Origin of the sequence: Kitasatospora sp. NPDC057940, from assembly GCF_042887425.1 — a bacterium.
Taxonomy (GTDB): Bacteria; Actinomycetota; Actinomycetes; order Streptomycetales; family Streptomycetaceae; genus Kitasatospora.
This window is the reverse complement of the sequence record NZ_JBHVPH010000009.1, coordinates 113472-128201: the sequence shown is the minus strand read 5'-3', so window position 1 is coordinate 128201 and position 14730 is coordinate 113472. Positions and strand designations below refer to the sequence as shown.

Sequence of the window (14730 nt, the reverse complement as noted above, 5' to 3'; positions counted from 1 at the left end):
CCCGACCTCCGGCACCCCCGGCCTCCGGCGTGCCCCCGCTCACCCCCGGCCCCCGTTCACCGTGTTGGCGAGCCGGCGCCACACCGGGTAGCGCCGCAACCCGCGCCGCAGCTGGGCCGGCACGGCGCCGCGCCACAGCTGCTGGGCCAGGTTGAGCGGCGGGACCTCCACCGCCGGCCGCACCGGCTCCTCGCCCAGCAGGAACAGCTCGTCCGGCAGGCCCAGTCGGGCATCCCGGAACGCCGGGTAGCCCGCGTAGTGCCGCCGCCCGTCGACGACCACCGGCGGGTCGCCGTGCGCGGCCTCGTACCGGATCAGGTCCCGCAGCGCCTCCGGCCGGACGGCCGCGGCGAGTTCGAGCCGCAGCCGCTCGGCGACGGGCAGCCGCTGGTAGACCGCGCGGGCGTCGAAGCGCTCGATCAGCCGGCCGACCTCGGCGCAGACCTGCTCCTGGACGGCGTCGTCGAGCAGCAGGAAGTCGTCCTGGAGCAGCCGCGGCACGTCCCAGGCGAAGCTGCGGGCCCGGATCGCGTCCAACTCCCCGCCGGGCGCGGCCAGATCGGCGGCGACCTGCTGCAGCGCCGCGATCCCGCGCAGCCGGTCCAGCACCCCGGCCCGCTGGGTGACGTTGCCCAAGTCCTCGCGCAGCACCAGGAAGTAGCAGTCGTAGTCGGCGAGGACGGACACCCGGCCCGCCCGCAGGCAGGCCTCCAGGGTGAACGGCTGGTCCGAGAAGACCTTCAACTCCTCGTCGCGGCGCAGCCCGTGGCGCCGGACGAGGTCCATCCGGAACAGCTTGGTGTCGGACAGCGCCCAGGCCAGCGCCGAGTCGGTGAAGCCGACGGACTCGGCGTTGGCGTGGAAGATCCCCTGCGGCACCAGCCGCCCGTTCACCCCGACCTGCTTGGGCACCAGCACGTCCGAACCCCAGGCGTCGGCCGCCGTGACCAGCCGCTCCAGCGCCTCGGCGCCGAGCCAGTCGTCCGCGCCGAGGAACAGCACGTAGCGGCCGCGGGCCAGCGCCAGGCCCCGGTTGGTGGGGGCCGCCGGGCCACCCGAGTTGGGCTGGTGCACCACCCGGAACAGCCCGGGGTGGCGGGCGGCGTAGTCGTCCAGGACGGCCTCGCCGCCGTCCGTGGAGCCGTCGTCGACGACCACCACCTCCAGCCGCCCGGGCGCCAGGGTCTGCCCGACCAGCGAGTCCAGGCAGGCGGTGAGGTAGGGCATGGTGTTGTAGACCGCGACCACCACGGTCACATCGGGTCCGGTCATCGAGAAGCGCTGCCCTCCGGTGTGCTGTTCGCCGAGCGATGCAACGTCAACTCGGCTTCCCGCCGGGGAGTCACGTGCCCTCCCCGGACGGGTGACAGCGCCCGAACGCGCGTTCAGTGTTCGGCAGGCTCAGCCGATCGCCACCTCCGTGTACATCCGCGCGATCACGTCCTCGATCGCCGGCTCGCGCACCGACAGGTCCACCAGCGGATAGCGCGCGGCCACCGCCGCCACGATCGGCGCGGCGCTCTGCTGCGCCGGGAAGGCCAGCCACTGCCGGGGCCCCTCGACCTTCACCACCCGGGCGCCGTCCACCTCGATCGCGGGCCGGGCCTCGGCCAGGTCGACCACCAGGGTGCGCTCGCTGCGCCCGGTGGCGTGCAGGCCGTCCAGCCCGCCGTCGTAGACGACCCGGCCGTGGTCGATCACCATCACCCGACCGCAGAGCTGCTCGATGTCGGTCAGGTCGTGCGTGGTGAGCAGCACGGTGGTGCCCCGGTCCCGGTTCACCTCGCGCAGGAACTCGCGCACCTTCCCCTTGCTGACCACGTCCAGGCCGATGGTCGGCTCGTCCAGGTAGAGCACCTGCGGGTCGTGCAGCAGCGCCGCCGCGAGGTCGCCGCGCATCCGCTGGCCGAGCGAGAGCTGGCGGACGGGGGTGTCCAGCAGTCCTTCCAGGTCGAGCAGTTCGACGCAGCGGGCGAGGTTCTCGCGATATCGGCGGTCGGGGATGCGGTAGATCCGGCGGGCGAGTTCGAAGGAGTCGCACAGCGGGAGGTCCCACCAGAGCGTGGTGCGCTGGCCGAAGACGACGCCGATCCGGCGGGCCAGCGCGACGCGTTCGCGGGCCGGGTCCACTCCGGCGACGCGCAGCCGCCCGCCGGAGGGCACGAGGATGCCGGTGAGCATCTTGATGGTGGTCGACTTGCCGGCGCCGTTGGGGCCGATGTAGCCGACGCACTCGCCGGCCTCGACGGTGAAGCTCAGCCCGTCCACCGCGCGCACCTCGCGCCTGACCCGGCTGAAGCGGCCGGTGCGGACCCGCACGGTGAAGGTGCGGCGGACGTCCTCGAGTTCGATCAGTGCCATGGAAGTTCCTTGCGTAGGAGGGGGTTCGACTGCCGGTGCCTCGGCGGCTTCAGCTGCCGGTGCCGCGGTAGGCGCGCAGCCCGGCCCGCCAGGCGAGCCCGGCGGCGGCGACGCAGATCGCGGCGGCGAGCGGGGAGGCGTACTGGAAGGCGGTGGGCAGGCCGAGCGGGTCGGGCCGGCCGAGGACGTGCAGGGCGGGCAGCCAGTTGACGAAGGCCAGCGGGACGCCGAAGACCACGCCGGCCACCAGTTCCTTGGCGAAGATGGTCGGCGGGTAGTGCAGCAGGGTCGCGCCGCCGTAGGTGAAGGAGTTCTGGATCTCCTTGGACTCGCCCCACCAGAACTGCACGGTCGCGCCGCCGACGTAGATCGCGCCGAAGATGACGCTGCCGCAGACCAGCAGGGCGGGCACCAGCAGCACGCGGTCCCAGGTCCAGTGGACGTCCAGGGTGGCCAGTGACCAGGCGAGCACCGCCAGGGCCTGGATGGGGCGGCCGAGCCGGCGCAGCGAGAAGCGTTCGGCGCACAGTTGGGCGAGCGCGGGCGCCGGCCGGATCAGCATGGTGTCCAGCGATCCGTTGACGATCCGCACGCCGAGGCCCTCGACCGAGCCGACCAGCATGTTGGCCACGCCGAGGGCGAAGGTCGCGGTGCCGTAGAGGAAGGCGATCTCCGGCAGGCGCCAGCCGCCCAGTTGGTCGGTGTGCCGGAACATCAGCACCAGGACGACGAAGTCCAGCGAGTGCGTGGCCAGGCTGGCCACCAGGTTCAGGGCGAAGGAGGCCCGGTAGGCCATCATCGAGCGCATCCACATCCGGGCGCACAGCCACCAGGAGCGGACCGCCCACGCGGTGCGGGGCACGATCGGCTCAGCCACCCTGCACCACCACCTTGCGGGTCGCCAGCCACTGGGCGCCCCGGCCCGCGGCGAGCAGGGCGACGGCCCAGGCGAGCTGGAAGCCGAGCGCGCCGAGCAGGCCGGCGCCGGTCGCGCGTTCCAGGAAGACGTCGGTCGGCACCTTCACCAGCGCCGCCCAGGGCAGCACCGCGGCGAGGTCGCCGAGCAGGCCGGGGAAGAGCGCGATCGGCAGCAGCATCCCGGAGAAGAACATCGAGACCACCAGCATCACCGAGCGCACCCCGTCCGAGTCGTGCAGCCAGAAGCCGGTGATCGAGACCAGGAAGCGCAGCCCGAAGCTGACCACCAGCGCGAGCAGCACCGCGAGCAGGAAGACCGCCCAGGTCAGCGGCCGCTCGGGCATCCGGGTGCGGAACACCATCGCTCCGACCAGCAGCGGCACGGTGCCGCGGACCAGCAGCTGGAAGGCGGCCCGGCCGAGGTCGGTGGCCAGCCACCAGCCCTGGAAGTCGACCGGGCGGTAGAGGTCGACGGCGATGTCCCCGCTGCGGAAGCGGTCCTGGAGGTCGTCCTGGAAGCCGCCTCCCCACACCGCGACGGTGACCAGCAGGGCCTGGCTGACCCAGATGTAGGTGACGGCCTGGCTCTGGTCGTAGCCGCCGAGGTTGGGGCGGGCCTGCCAGAGGGCGAGGAAGGAGGAGGCCAGGATGATGCCGAAGACGGTGTTGGTGAAGGCGCCGGCCACGGTGGCGGCCCGGTAGGTGGAGTAGCGGCGGAAGGCGCCGCGGGCGACGGCCGCGTAGAGCCCGAGGACGGGGAGCGGCCCGGTGGGATCAGGAGGGCGTGCGGTCCGCGTCTCCGGGGGCGCGAGATTCAGCATATTGTCTCCTTGTCGACAAATACGGGCAGATGAATGCCCGCCGACGTCCGCGCACACCCCAGCGGCTCCGACCGGCCGAACCCGGGGGTACCGGGCCGAACGCGCGGAGCTGGCGGAACTGGGTGCGCTATGCGAGTGCGCCACGTGCGGCGCTACCTGGTTTGCACCTTTCACCGTAGCGCCGAGGACCAGCCGCCGCACCCGGTTTCCCCGAGCACGCCAACCCCCCGACCACCCCCTGATCGGCCATCAAATAGCACATAATCGCGGCATGACCTTGAGCACCCGACGCCAGGCCAAACGAGCCGCCCGCCGCGCGGCCCGCCGAGCCCTCCCCCGCTGGCGCCGGCTCCTGCCCACCTGGCGCATCACGCTCGGCGCCCTCACCGCCGCGCTCCTGCTCACCGTCGGCGCCTTCGCCGTGCTCTACGTCATCGTCCCGGTGCCCGACCCCAACGCCCACGCCGTCGCCCAGAACAACATCTACCTCTACGCCGACGACACCACCGAGATCGCCCGCACCGGCGCCGTCAACCGCACCGACGTCACCATCGACCAGATCCCCCCGCAGACCCAGCACGCCGTCGTCTCCGCCGAGGACCGCACCTTCTACCGCAACCGCGGCATCGACCTCAAAGGCATGCTCCGGGCCGGCTGGAACACCCTCACCGGCAAGGGCACCCAAGGCGGCTCCACCATCACCCAGCAGTACGTCAAGAACTACTACCTGACGCAGGACAAGACCATCGAACGCAAGGGCCGCGAACTCTTCATCGCCCTCAAGGTCGACCAGCAGCGCGACAAGCCCGAGATCCTCGCCGGCTACCTCAACAGCAGCTACTTCGGCCGCGGCGCCTACGGCATCCAGAGCGCCGCCCACGCCTACTACGGCGTCGACGTCTCCGCCCTCACCCTCGCCCAGGGCGCCTACCTCGCCTCCCTCCTCCAGGCCCCCAGCAGCTACGACGTCAAGACCGCCACCCCCGCCAACCGCGAGAAGGCCATCGCCCGCTGGCACTACACCCTCGACGGCATGGTCCAACTCGGCTTCCTGACCGACGCCGAACGCACCGCCACCACCTTCCCCGAACCGATCGACCCCCAGCCCGCCACCGGCCTCTCCGGCCAGGCCGGCTACCTCGTCGGCGTCGCCGACGACTACCTCGTCTCCGCCGGCATCATCGACACCGCCACCCTCAAGGCCGGCGGCTGGCGCATCACCACCACCTTCGACAAGCCCAAGCAGGACGCCTTCCACAAGGCCGTCCAGGACGAACTCACCGACGAACTCGACCCCAAGCGCCGCCCCGCCACCGACACCGACGTCCGGGTCGCCGGCGCCTCCGTCGAAACCGCCACCGGCCGCGTCGTCGCCGTCTACGGCGGCCCCGACTACGCCAAACAGCCCTACAACGACGCCCTGCGCCAGGACAACCAGATCGGCTCCACCTTCAAACCCGTCGACCTCGCCGCCGGCCTCATCGCCCAGCACACCCTCGACGGCCGGCCGATCACCCCCGACACCCGCTACGACGGCACCAGCGAACGCCCCGTCACCGGCGGCCCCACCCCCTACGCGCCGCCCAACGAGGACGACGTCGACTACGGCAACATCACCCTGCGCTACGCCATGGTGAAGTCCGTCAACTCCGTGTACGCGCAGGAGGGCGTCGACGCCGGCCTCGCCCGCGTCCGCGACACCGCCGTCAAACTCGGCATCCCCGACAGCGTCCGCGGCATGGACCCGGCCAACACCTCGATGACCCTCGGCACCGCCACCCCCAGCGCCCTCGACCTGGCCGGCACCTACGCCACCCTCGCCAACCACGGCCAGGCCAACGCCCCGTGGTCCGTCCTCAAACTCGCCCGCGTCCACACCGGCGGCGCCGTCGACGCCCCCAAGATGCCCGACCACAGCCCCGTCGACGCCATCGACCGGTCCTACGCCGACACCGTCACCGACGTCCTGCGCGACGTCATCGGCCCCCGCGGCACCGGCGCCGCCGCCCTCGACCTCGGCCGCCCCGCCGCCGGCAAGACCGGCACCACCGACTCCAACCTCTCCGCCTGGTTCGCCGGCTACACCCCCGAACTCGCCACCACCGTCGGCCTGTTCCGCGAGAACCCGAAGACCCACGCCAAGGAACCACTGGCCGGCACCGCCGGACTCGCCCGGATCAACGGCGGCACCTTCCCCACCCGGATCTGGACCGCCTACATGAGCGCCGCCCTCGACGGCACCGCCACCCAGCAGTTCGACCTCCAGACCGGCCGCGACACCCCCGCCCCCGGCTTCAGCCCCAGCAGCAGCGCCACCACCACCCCCAGCCCCACCGCCACCACCCCCGCCACCGGCGGCGGCAGCAGCGAGGAACCCCCCAGCAGCACCCCCGTGCCCGACACCCCCACCCACGCCCCCAGCGCGCCCGCCCCGCAGCCCACCACCACCCAGGAACAGCCCAGCCCGCAGGCACCCCAACCCACCACCACCCAGGAGCAGTCCAGCCCCACCCCCCGCCCCACCCAGACCAGGCCCACCCACCCGACCACGCCACCCAGCACCACCGGCGCCGCCACCAACCCGGCGACGAGCGCGACACCACCGGCCCAGCGGGCCACCCCGCCCGCCCAGTGAGCCGCTTCACCGGCAGGTGGACCACCCCGCCGAACGGTGAACCGCACCGCCGGCCGGTGGACTACCCCGCCACCAACTCCCGCTCCAGCGGCGACCGGAACCGCGGCGTCACCCGCACCTCCCCCAGCCAGCCCGCCAGACGCGCCGCCTCCGCCGCGATCGCCGCCCCGGCCTCCGCCCCCACATCACCGAACAGCCGCCACACCACCTCGCCGTCCGGCCGCTGCGCCCAGCCGCCCACCACCCGGCCGCACCACCACACCGTCGGCCCGGCGTTGCCCGCCCGGTCGAACAGCGCCGGCACGTCCTCCGGCCGCAGGTACCAGTCCCGCCCCCGCCAGCCCATCACCGTCGGATCCAGCGCCGGCAGCAGCGCCGCCCACGGCTCCGGCTCCGCCACCGGCCCGGCGTCCCCCGGCAGCACCAGCGCCGCCGCCCCGCCCGCCAGCTCCACGTCCTCGGCGCCCACGTCCGCCAGCGCCCGGCGGGTGTCCCCCAGCGTCCAGCCCGTCCACCACTTCACGTCCTCGACGGTCGCCGGGCCGTACCCGGCCAGCCAGCGCCGCACCACCTCCGCCTTCGCCTCCCGCACCGGCGCGTCCGGCCACTGCGGCACCGGCGCCCACGGATAGACGTTGCTCAGCCACGACCCGCGCGGACGGCCCCGCCGCACGTGCCCGTCCGCGGCCAGCACCCGCAGCAGCCGACTGCCCACGCTCTGCCGGTTCTCGTACGGCTTGCCCGCCGACATCAGCATCGTCTCGCGCAACTCCGGTACGTCGTCGCCGAGTTCCTTCGTCGTCGCCTCACCGCGCCGGGCCACGGCGGCCAGCACCGCGCGCTCCGCCCCGGCGAGCCGCGCCTCGTCCCAGCCGTCCGCGTGGTCCCGCAGGTGCTTGAGCAGCGTCGCCCGCTCCCTCGCGGCGATCGCCCGTGCCGTCGACGAACTCACGTGCGGCGCGAAGCCCTCCGTCACCGCGAACAGCGTCCGCCGCATCGACAGCAGCTTCACCAGCGTGACGTCCTCGTACAGCGCCCGGTCCACCTCCGCCGCCGAGGGCTCCACCAGCCGCGCGCACGCCGACAGGTACACCGTCGCCGGGTCCGACGCGTGCAGCCCCACCAGCGCGTCCGCCACCTGCTCCACCCGCGCCACCCGCACCGACGGCGCCAGCAACTGCCGCCGCCCCACCCGGGCCCGCCGCTCACCCTCGCCGATCACCGGCACACGCCTCGTCATGCCCGGACCCTAGCGCCCACCACCGACAGGCCCGGCCCCTGGCGCCCACCACCGACAGGCCCGGACGCAAGGAGCCGGCCGGGGCACCGCCCCGACCGGCTCACACCACGTCCGTGCTCAGAGGTTCAGAGGTAGAGCCCGGTCGAGCCCTCCGTGTCGCCGAAGCGGGTCGCCGCCACCGCGTGCAGGTCACGCTCGCGCAGCAGCACGTAGGTGGCACCGCGGACCTCGACCTCCAGCTTGTCCTCCGGGTCGTACAGCACCCGGTCGCCCGGCTCCACCGAGCGGACGCTCTGGCCCACCGCGACGGCCTCCGCCCAGGTGCAGCGCTTGGACAGCTCCGCGGTCGCGGGGATCAGGATGCCGCCGGTCGAGCGGCGCTCGCCCTCGCTGCCCTCGATCCGCACCAGCACGCGGTCGTGCAGCATCCGGATCGGCAGCTTCTCGCCCAGCCGGTCGTGCCGCGCCGCCTCGTACTCGGACACGGCGGAGGAGGCCTGCGGGGTCGGTTCGTCGTTCGTACTCACGGTCCCGAAGGTACCGCCCCCGGGCGCGCGGCGTGACGCTGGCCCGGCATGCGGGAAGCCGCGGCACCCGCGGGGCCGGTCACACCTCCGGGCCCGGGCACCCGCCCCCGGAGCCGGTCACACCTCCCGGGCCCGGGCACACCGAAGGCCGGACGCCTCCCGCGCCCGGCCCTCACCCCGTGCCCGTTCAGCCCTTGCGGCGCTTCCGGGCGGAAGCCACCAGCAGCAGCACGCCCACGCCGACCAGCGCGGCCGGGACGATCCGCTCCCTGCGCGGCTGCCCCTTCTCGTCCACGAACTGCGCCCGCACCTTCTCCACCACGCCGTTGGCGGCCACGTACGCCCGGCCGGCCTTCTCCTCGACGGCGGCCACGGCCTTCGCCTTCACCTGGGCGCTGATCGTGCTCGGGTGGACGCGCACGGCCAGCTCGTCCAGGGTGGCCGCCAGCTGGGTGCGGGTCCGGGAGATGTCCGCCTCGATCTGGGCGGTCGTCCGCGCCGACTTGTCCTTCGTGCTCGCCTCGCCCACTCGGGCCACCCCATTCACTTGCTGATGTTGTCCTGTGCGACTGACCCAGTCTGTCAGTTGCCGAGCAGGGCCGCGCGACCCCACCCACCATCGGAGGTAAGTTTGCCGTGCTATGACCGCCCGCCCCAGCAACAGGAGATTTACCCGTGAGTGAGCGTCTCCAGCCCGGCGACACCGCGCCCGCCTTCAGCCTGTCCGACGCCGACGGCAACCAGGTGTCCCTCGCCGACCACCTGGGCCGCAAGGTCATCGTCTACTTCTACCCGGCCGCGCTCACCCCCGGCTGCACCAAGCAGGCCTGCGACTTCACCGACAACCTGGAGGTCCTCGCCGGCGCCGGCTACGACGTCATCGGCGTCTCCCCGGACAAGCCGGAGAAGCTCGGCAAGTTCCGCGAGGCCGAGAACCTCAAGGTCACCCTGGTGTCCGACCCGGACCACCAGGTGCTGGAGGCCTACGGCGCCTACGGCGAGAAGCAGAACTACGGCCGCACCTACGTCGGCGTGATCCGCTCCACCGTGATCGTGGACGAGCAGGGCAAGGTCGAGCGCGCGCTGTACAACGTGAAGGCCACCGGGCACGTCGCCAAGCTGCTGCGCGACCTCAAGGTCGAGACGGCCTGACACCCGGAGGTCTGACCCCGGAGGCCTGGCGCTCGACGGCCTGGCGCTCCGGCGCCCGGCGCCCCGCTCGCCCGGCGCCCCGCTGAACGAAGCGGTGGCGGCACACCCCCCGACCGGGTGCACCGCCACCGCGTCTCTCACCTCAGGGCGCCGTCAGCAGGCCCCGAGGTCGCTCCAGACGCCCCACGAGCCGCTGGCCGCGGGGTCGTCGCCCTTGGTCCACCACTTGTTCTGGTAGTAGTGGCCCTTCCACGACACCTTGGTGGTGGCCGCGTAGGTGGTGCCCGCGTCCCAGCTCGGGGCGGCCGTGCAGGCCCCCGTCGTCGGGGTGGCGGTCGTGGTGGCCGTCGCGGTCGGCGAGGCCGTGGCGGTCGGCGAGGCCGTCGCCGTCGGGGAGGCGGTCGCGGTCGGCGAAGCGGTGGCGGTCGCGGTAGGCGTCGGGGTCGGGGTCGGGGTCGGCGTGCCGCCGTCCACCGTGCCCCGGGTCAGGTCGCCCTTGAGCCCGTACAGCGTGCCGTTCACGTTGACCGTCCAGTTCGACGGGGTCGAGACCGGCAGGTAGTAGACGAAGTCCAGGTCCACCGAGGCGCCCGGCGCCAGCGACTGCCAGCCCGGCAGCTTGACCGACACCCGGTTGTAGGTGCCCTTCAGGCCGCCCACGTTGCCCTGGCCGGGGTTGTCCTGCCGGATGACCTGGAGGCCGAAGCCGGACTGGTCCTTGGCGTTGCCCGGAGCCGAGTTGCTGTAGTCGAACTGGAACTCGGTGCCGCCCGGCAGGGTCGTCGTCGAGTTGTTGACGATGTGGATCTTCGGGTTGATCGGGTAGTTCGAGTCACCCAGCGCGAAGTTGGTGAACGACACGTCGATCGGCAGGGTCTGCTGCGGCAGCGGGACCGTCGAACGGGTCGCGCCGTACGGCGTGGCCGCCTTGAACTTGTCGTACATCAGCGAGGTCAGCGTCGACCCCGGCACGTACTCGCCCTTGCCGCCGTTGGCGCTCGCGTCCCACTTGTAGTCGCCCGCGAGCTCCCAGATCATCGCGCCGCCGGCGCCCTGGTTGACGATGTAGTCCGCCTTGGCACCCACCGACTGCTCGTCCTCGGTGGAGAGGAACACCTTCTTGGCGTCGTTCCACAGCCACGGCGCCACCAGGCTGCTGCTGTAGTTGCGGGCGTAGGTGCCCTGCAGTGCGGTGTCCTTCACGCCGTACTTGGCCAGGTAGTCGGGCAGGATGCCCTTCTCCAGGTTCTTCGCGTGCCACATCGGGTTCGACCCGGCCGGGGACTCCTTGCCCGCGTCGTCCTTGTCGTTCCAGATGTTGTCGATGCCGACCGCGCCGTCACCGCAGGAGGTCAGGCCGGAGCCGACCGGGCAGGTGGTCGCCGCCGCGGTGCCCCACAGGCCGTTGGTGCCGCCCGTGACGTTCTTGAAGCCCCGGGTGTAGTACGGCAGGCCGACGTTGATCCGGCCGCCCGGCATCGCACCGCGGAAGTAGTGGTACGACCAGTCGGCGTTCAGGTAGCCGATGCCGCCGTACTGGCCGGTGCCGTACACGTTGGCCGCCGCCAGCTCGCCGTCCTTGCCGTCGTCGAACAGCGAGGCGTTCGGGCCGACGTACTTGTTCCAGGCGCCGTGCAGGTCGTACGACATGATGTTGACGTAGTCCAGGTACTGCGCCACCTGGAAGGTCTCCATGCCGCGCAGCAGGTAGCCGGACGACGGGGCCGCGACCGACAGCAGGTAGTGCCTGCCGTCGGCGGCGCCGGCCCGGTCCAGGTTCTCGCGCAGCGTCTTCATCAGCGCCGCGTAGCCCTTCGCCAGCGAGCCGCGCTTGGAGTTGGCGAGCTGCCAGTCCAGCGGGTTGCCGGCGTCCTTCATCGAGGTCGGGTACTCGTAGTCGACGTCGACGCCGTTGAAACCGTACTTGCGGATGAAGTCGACGGACGAGGCGGCGAAGGTGTCGATGCCGGCCTGGTTGACGCTGCCGTCCGGGTTGACCGTCATCGAGTAGAAGCCGCCGGAGTTGACGCGCTTGCCGTCGTCCCCGAAGTAGCCGCCGGTCTCGGTCCAACCGCCCACCGAGATCAGGGTCTTGACGTTCGGGTACTGCTTCTTGAACTTCGTCAGCAGGTTGAAGTGGCCCTTGTAGGGCAGCGTCGGGTCCAACTCGGCGCCGGGCACGCCCGGGAAGGAGATCCCGGTGGCCTCGTTGGTCGGGCCGTCGGTGCCGACGGAGAGCTTGTTGTCACCGCCGACGTGGCCGAACGCGTAGTTGAGGTGGGTGACCTTGTCCCAGGGGATGTCGTTCACCAGGTAGGGCTGGTCGCCGTTCTTGCCGGTGCGCCAACCGGTGAAGTAGCCGATGATGCGGCGCTGGTGGTCCGCGCCCATCTTCTCGCGGCCGCCGGTGTCGTAGACCGAGCAGTACGGGACGTCCACCCCGGCCGTCTGGTACAGGCCGTCGGGGCGACAGGCCCCGTTGTCGACGGTCGCGGACGCCTGCGAGGGCACCGCACCCAGCGTCGACAGCAGCAGACCGGCCAGACCGGCCGCCGCCAGCGAGACCGCACCAGCCCGGGCAGCCGGGCTCTTGCGGCGGAGTGCGGCGGTGGGACGCCGCTCCGCCGTGTTTCGAATCAACACTCGGTCCTCCGGGAGAGAGTGTCGGCGCGTGCCTGTGGGGGAGCACGCACGTGGGGGATTGCAATTGGCGCCGAAGCTATGTGGTCTGAACCACATAGGTCAATAGGTCTGTACCAATTGGTAATCAAACCCCCAACCCCGCCGGTCACCCCACCGACGACAACAAGTCACCCCCTGGCCGAAACCCCGTCACCCGTAACCAAATCCCCCATCGATCGTTCGCACACCGGGGGACGGGCGAACCACTGCCCGAAGGGGAACAACCATGCCGGTCAAGTACACCCGCGAACTGCTCGCCTCACTCGCGGCCGAGTCCAGCAGCGTCAACGACATGATGCGAAAGCTCGGCGTGCCGATGGCGGGCGGCACGCACAGCTACCTGAGCCGCCGGCTCCGGCACTACGGCATCGACACCTCGCACTTCAACCACAGCAGGCCCGACTACGGGCGGCGTAGGTACCCGCGGGACGTGGTGGCCGAGGCGGCGGCGCACAGCGACAGCATCAACGGCATGATGGCCTACCTGGGCGTCACGCCGTACGACAGCCTCTACTCGTACCTGAAGAAGCGCCTGGTCGAGTTCGACATCGACACCGCGCACTTCACGTTCAGGGGCGACGGCCGCAACAGGGCCGCAGCCATTCCCAAGGAGGTGCTGGCGCAGGCCGTGGCCACGCATCGAAGCATCCGCGGCGTGATCCTTGCCGTCGGGATGACCGACTGCGGCAACTCGCGCACGCTGGTACGGGAGGCCATCGACCTCCACCAGCTCGACACCGGCCACTTCACCGGGCGGGCACACAACAAGGGCCGGAAGACCGGGCCCCGGCGCACGGCCGAGGAGCTACTGGTACGACGCCCGCCAGGAAGCCACCGCGTTCCGGGCGACCGGCTCCGCACCATGCTCGTACACATCGGGTACCCGGACGTGTGCGAGCTGTGCGGCACGCCTCCGACCTGGCTCGGGCAGCCGATGACCCTGGAGGTCGACCACGTCAACGGTGACTGGCTCGACAACCGACGCGACAACCTCCGCCTGCTCTGCCCCAACTGCCACTCCATCACGCCGACCTACTGCGGCCGAAACAGGAATCGCGACGACGCGGAGAGGGATGCCGCCTGACGCGGCGGGCGGCAGGGAAAGGTGGCCGCATCGGAAGCCGCCACCCGGTACGCTTGCCATGACGTGCGCCCGTACTCCAGCTGGCTAGAGAGATGCGGTTTAGGTCCGCAGTGTCGTGGGTTCGAGTCCCACCGGGCGTACCGAGCGAAATGGCCCCCTGTCCTTCGATTCGAAGGGCAGAGGGCCATCGCCGTTCCTGCGAGCCGTCAGCCCAGGAGGTCCTTGACGACCGGGGCGAGGCCGCGGAAAGCGAGGCCTCGGTGGCTGATGGCGTTCTTCTCGGCGGGGGTGAGTTCGGCGCAGGTGCGGGTCTCGCCGAGGGGCTGGAGGATCGGGTCGTAGCCGAAGCCGCCGTCGCCGGAGGGGGCGGTGCGCAGGGTGCCGAGGAGGCGGCCCTCGACGACGCGCTCGGTGCCGTCGGGGAGGGCGAGGGCGGCGGCGCAGAAGAAGTGGGCGCCGCGGTGCGGGTCGGAGATGTCGGAGAGCTGGGCGAGCAGCAGGTCGAGGTTGGCGCGGTCGTCGCCGTGCTTGCCGGCCCAGCGGGCGGAGAAGATGCCGGGGGCGCCGTTCAGGACGTCGACGCAGAGGCCGGAGTCGTCGGCGACGGCGGGCAGGCCGGTGGCGCGGGCGAGAGCGTGGGCCTTGAGGAGCGCGTTCTCGGCGAAGGTGACGCCGGTCTCCGGGACGTCCGGGATCTCGGGGTAGGCGTCGGCGCCGACGAGTTCGACGTCCAGGCCGGCCTCGCCGAGGATGGCGCGGAGTTCGGCGACCTTGTGCTGGTTACGGGTGGCGAGGATCAATCGGGTGGACATATCGCCCACCCTATCGGCAGCCGTCCCGACGTCAGCCGGTGCAGACCGAGGTGAGGTTGCCGGCCGCGTCGCCGAGCGGCTTGAGGTCGGGGACCTCCTTCTTGTCGACGGCCTGCTGGACCTTGTCGGCCTGCTTCTGCAGGTCGGCGACGGCCTTGGCGACGTCGGTGTTCCTGGAGTTCTTGCCGACCTGGTTGAGGTCGGTCCTGAGCTTGTCCAGCGCCTTCCCGGCGGCCGCCGAGTCGTTGCTCGCGTTGCCGTAGGCACTGGTGACGTCGGCGAGGTCGCCGGTGATCCTGACCGCCGTGTTGCCGCAGTCGATCGCCTTCTGGGCTGCGGAGCAACTGACCATGCTGAGCGGGAGGATGGCGATCAGGCCGGCCACGGCGAGGGCGGCGGGGCGGGCGATGCTGGACGGCATCCGGTCCTCCTGTGGGGCGCGCGGGTTCCGTGGGACGGGACGCGCGCCGGGGGGTGCGCGGTTCCCGCAGCAGGGGT

The 14730-nt window shown here is 71.9% G+C and carries 13 protein-coding genes and 1 tRNA gene; 4 read left to right on the top strand and 10 right to left on the bottom strand.

Annotation, left to right across the window (positions count from 1 at the left end; genetic code table 11):
- Positions 1-39: 39 nt before the first annotated feature.
- The 4 genes from ACFVTF_RS17010 to ACFVTF_RS16995 form a co-directional block, all read right to left on the bottom strand.
- Complete coding sequence (locus ACFVTF_RS17010) at positions 40-1272, bottom strand: glycosyltransferase family 2 protein (protein WP_387814246.1); 1233 nt, start codon at positions 1270-1272, stop codon at positions 40-42.
- Between the two features lie 129 nt (positions 1273-1401).
- Positions 1402-2361, bottom strand: coding sequence for an ATP-binding cassette domain-containing protein (locus tag ACFVTF_RS17005; RefSeq protein WP_371518724.1), 960 nt, complete (start codon positions 2359-2361; stop codon positions 1402-1404).
- A 49-nt stretch (positions 2362-2410) separates the two neighbouring features.
- Positions 2411-3238 carry an ABC transporter permease gene (locus ACFVTF_RS17000; protein ID WP_387814244.1) on the bottom strand — a complete coding sequence of 276 codons (828 nt, stop codon included), beginning with the start codon at positions 3236-3238 and terminating at the stop codon, positions 2411-2413.
- On the bottom strand, positions 3231-4100 hold the full coding sequence (locus ACFVTF_RS16995; protein WP_387814242.1) for an ABC transporter permease: 870 nt from the start codon (positions 4098-4100) through the stop codon (positions 3231-3233). Before ACFVTF_RS16995 ends, ACFVTF_RS17000 begins: the two co-directional genes overlap by 8 nt.
- A gap of 271 nt (positions 4101-4371) precedes the next feature.
- On the opposite strand from ACFVTF_RS16995, the gene ACFVTF_RS16990 reads away from it, so the two are divergent.
- On the top strand, positions 4372-6735 hold the full coding sequence (locus ACFVTF_RS16990; protein ID WP_387814240.1) for a transglycosylase domain-containing protein: 2364 nt from the start codon (positions 4372-4374) through the stop codon (positions 6733-6735).
- 61 nt (positions 6736-6796) lie between these two features.
- Here ACFVTF_RS16990 and ACFVTF_RS16985 read toward each other — a convergent pair whose 3' ends face one another.
- From ACFVTF_RS16985 to ACFVTF_RS16975, 3 genes are all read right to left on the bottom strand, one after another.
- On the bottom strand, positions 6797-7975 hold the full coding sequence (locus tag ACFVTF_RS16985) for a winged helix DNA-binding domain-containing protein (protein WP_387814238.1): 1179 nt from the start codon (positions 7973-7975) through the stop codon (positions 6797-6799).
- Between the two features lie 125 nt (positions 7976-8100).
- On the bottom strand, positions 8101-8403 hold the full coding sequence (locus ACFVTF_RS16980) for a co-chaperone GroES (RefSeq protein WP_079136310.1): 303 nt from the start codon (positions 8401-8403) through the stop codon (positions 8101-8103).
- 286 nt (positions 8404-8689) lie between these two features.
- A complete protein-coding gene (locus ACFVTF_RS16975; RefSeq protein WP_371518712.1) occupies positions 8690-9031 on the bottom strand; it encodes a DUF3618 domain-containing protein in 342 nt (113 codons plus the stop codon).
- A 146-nt stretch (positions 9032-9177) separates the two neighbouring features.
- On the opposite strand from ACFVTF_RS16975, the gene bcp reads away from it, so the two are divergent.
- Positions 9178-9654, top strand: a complete 477-nt coding sequence (bcp, locus tag ACFVTF_RS16970; RefSeq protein ID WP_063349225.1) for a thioredoxin-dependent thiol peroxidase — start codon at positions 9178-9180, stop codon at positions 9652-9654.
- Between the two features lie 153 nt (positions 9655-9807).
- On the opposite strand, the gene ACFVTF_RS16965 is transcribed toward bcp, so the two are convergent.
- Positions 9808-12297 (bottom strand): chitinase C-terminal domain-containing protein, encoded by a 2490-nt coding sequence (locus tag ACFVTF_RS16965; protein WP_387814235.1) that lies wholly within the window; start codon positions 12295-12297, stop codon positions 9808-9810.
- Positions 12298-12562: 265 nt separating this feature from the next.
- Between ACFVTF_RS16965 and ACFVTF_RS16960 the strand changes: the two genes are divergently transcribed.
- Positions 12563-13420, top strand: a complete 858-nt coding sequence (locus tag ACFVTF_RS16960) for an HNH endonuclease (protein WP_387814233.1) — start codon at positions 12563-12565, stop codon at positions 13418-13420.
- A gap of 65 nt (positions 13421-13485) precedes the next feature.
- A tRNA-Leu gene (locus ACFVTF_RS16955) sits at positions 13486-13560 on the top strand.
- Positions 13561-13626: 66 nt separating this feature from the next.
- Here the strand turns inward: ACFVTF_RS16955 and rdgB are convergent.
- Both rdgB and ACFVTF_RS16945 read right to left on the bottom strand, forming a co-directional pair.
- Positions 13627-14232 carry an RdgB/HAM1 family non-canonical purine NTP pyrophosphatase gene (gene rdgB / locus ACFVTF_RS16950; RefSeq protein ID WP_350881208.1) on the bottom strand — a complete coding sequence of 202 codons (606 nt, stop codon included), beginning with the start codon at positions 14230-14232 and terminating at the stop codon, positions 13627-13629.
- Between the two features lie 31 nt (positions 14233-14263).
- Positions 14264-14653: a hypothetical protein gene (locus ACFVTF_RS16945; RefSeq protein WP_371518706.1), complete on the bottom strand. Its 390-nt coding sequence runs from the start codon at positions 14651-14653 to the stop codon at positions 14264-14266.
- Positions 14654-14730: the final 77 nt, after the last annotated feature.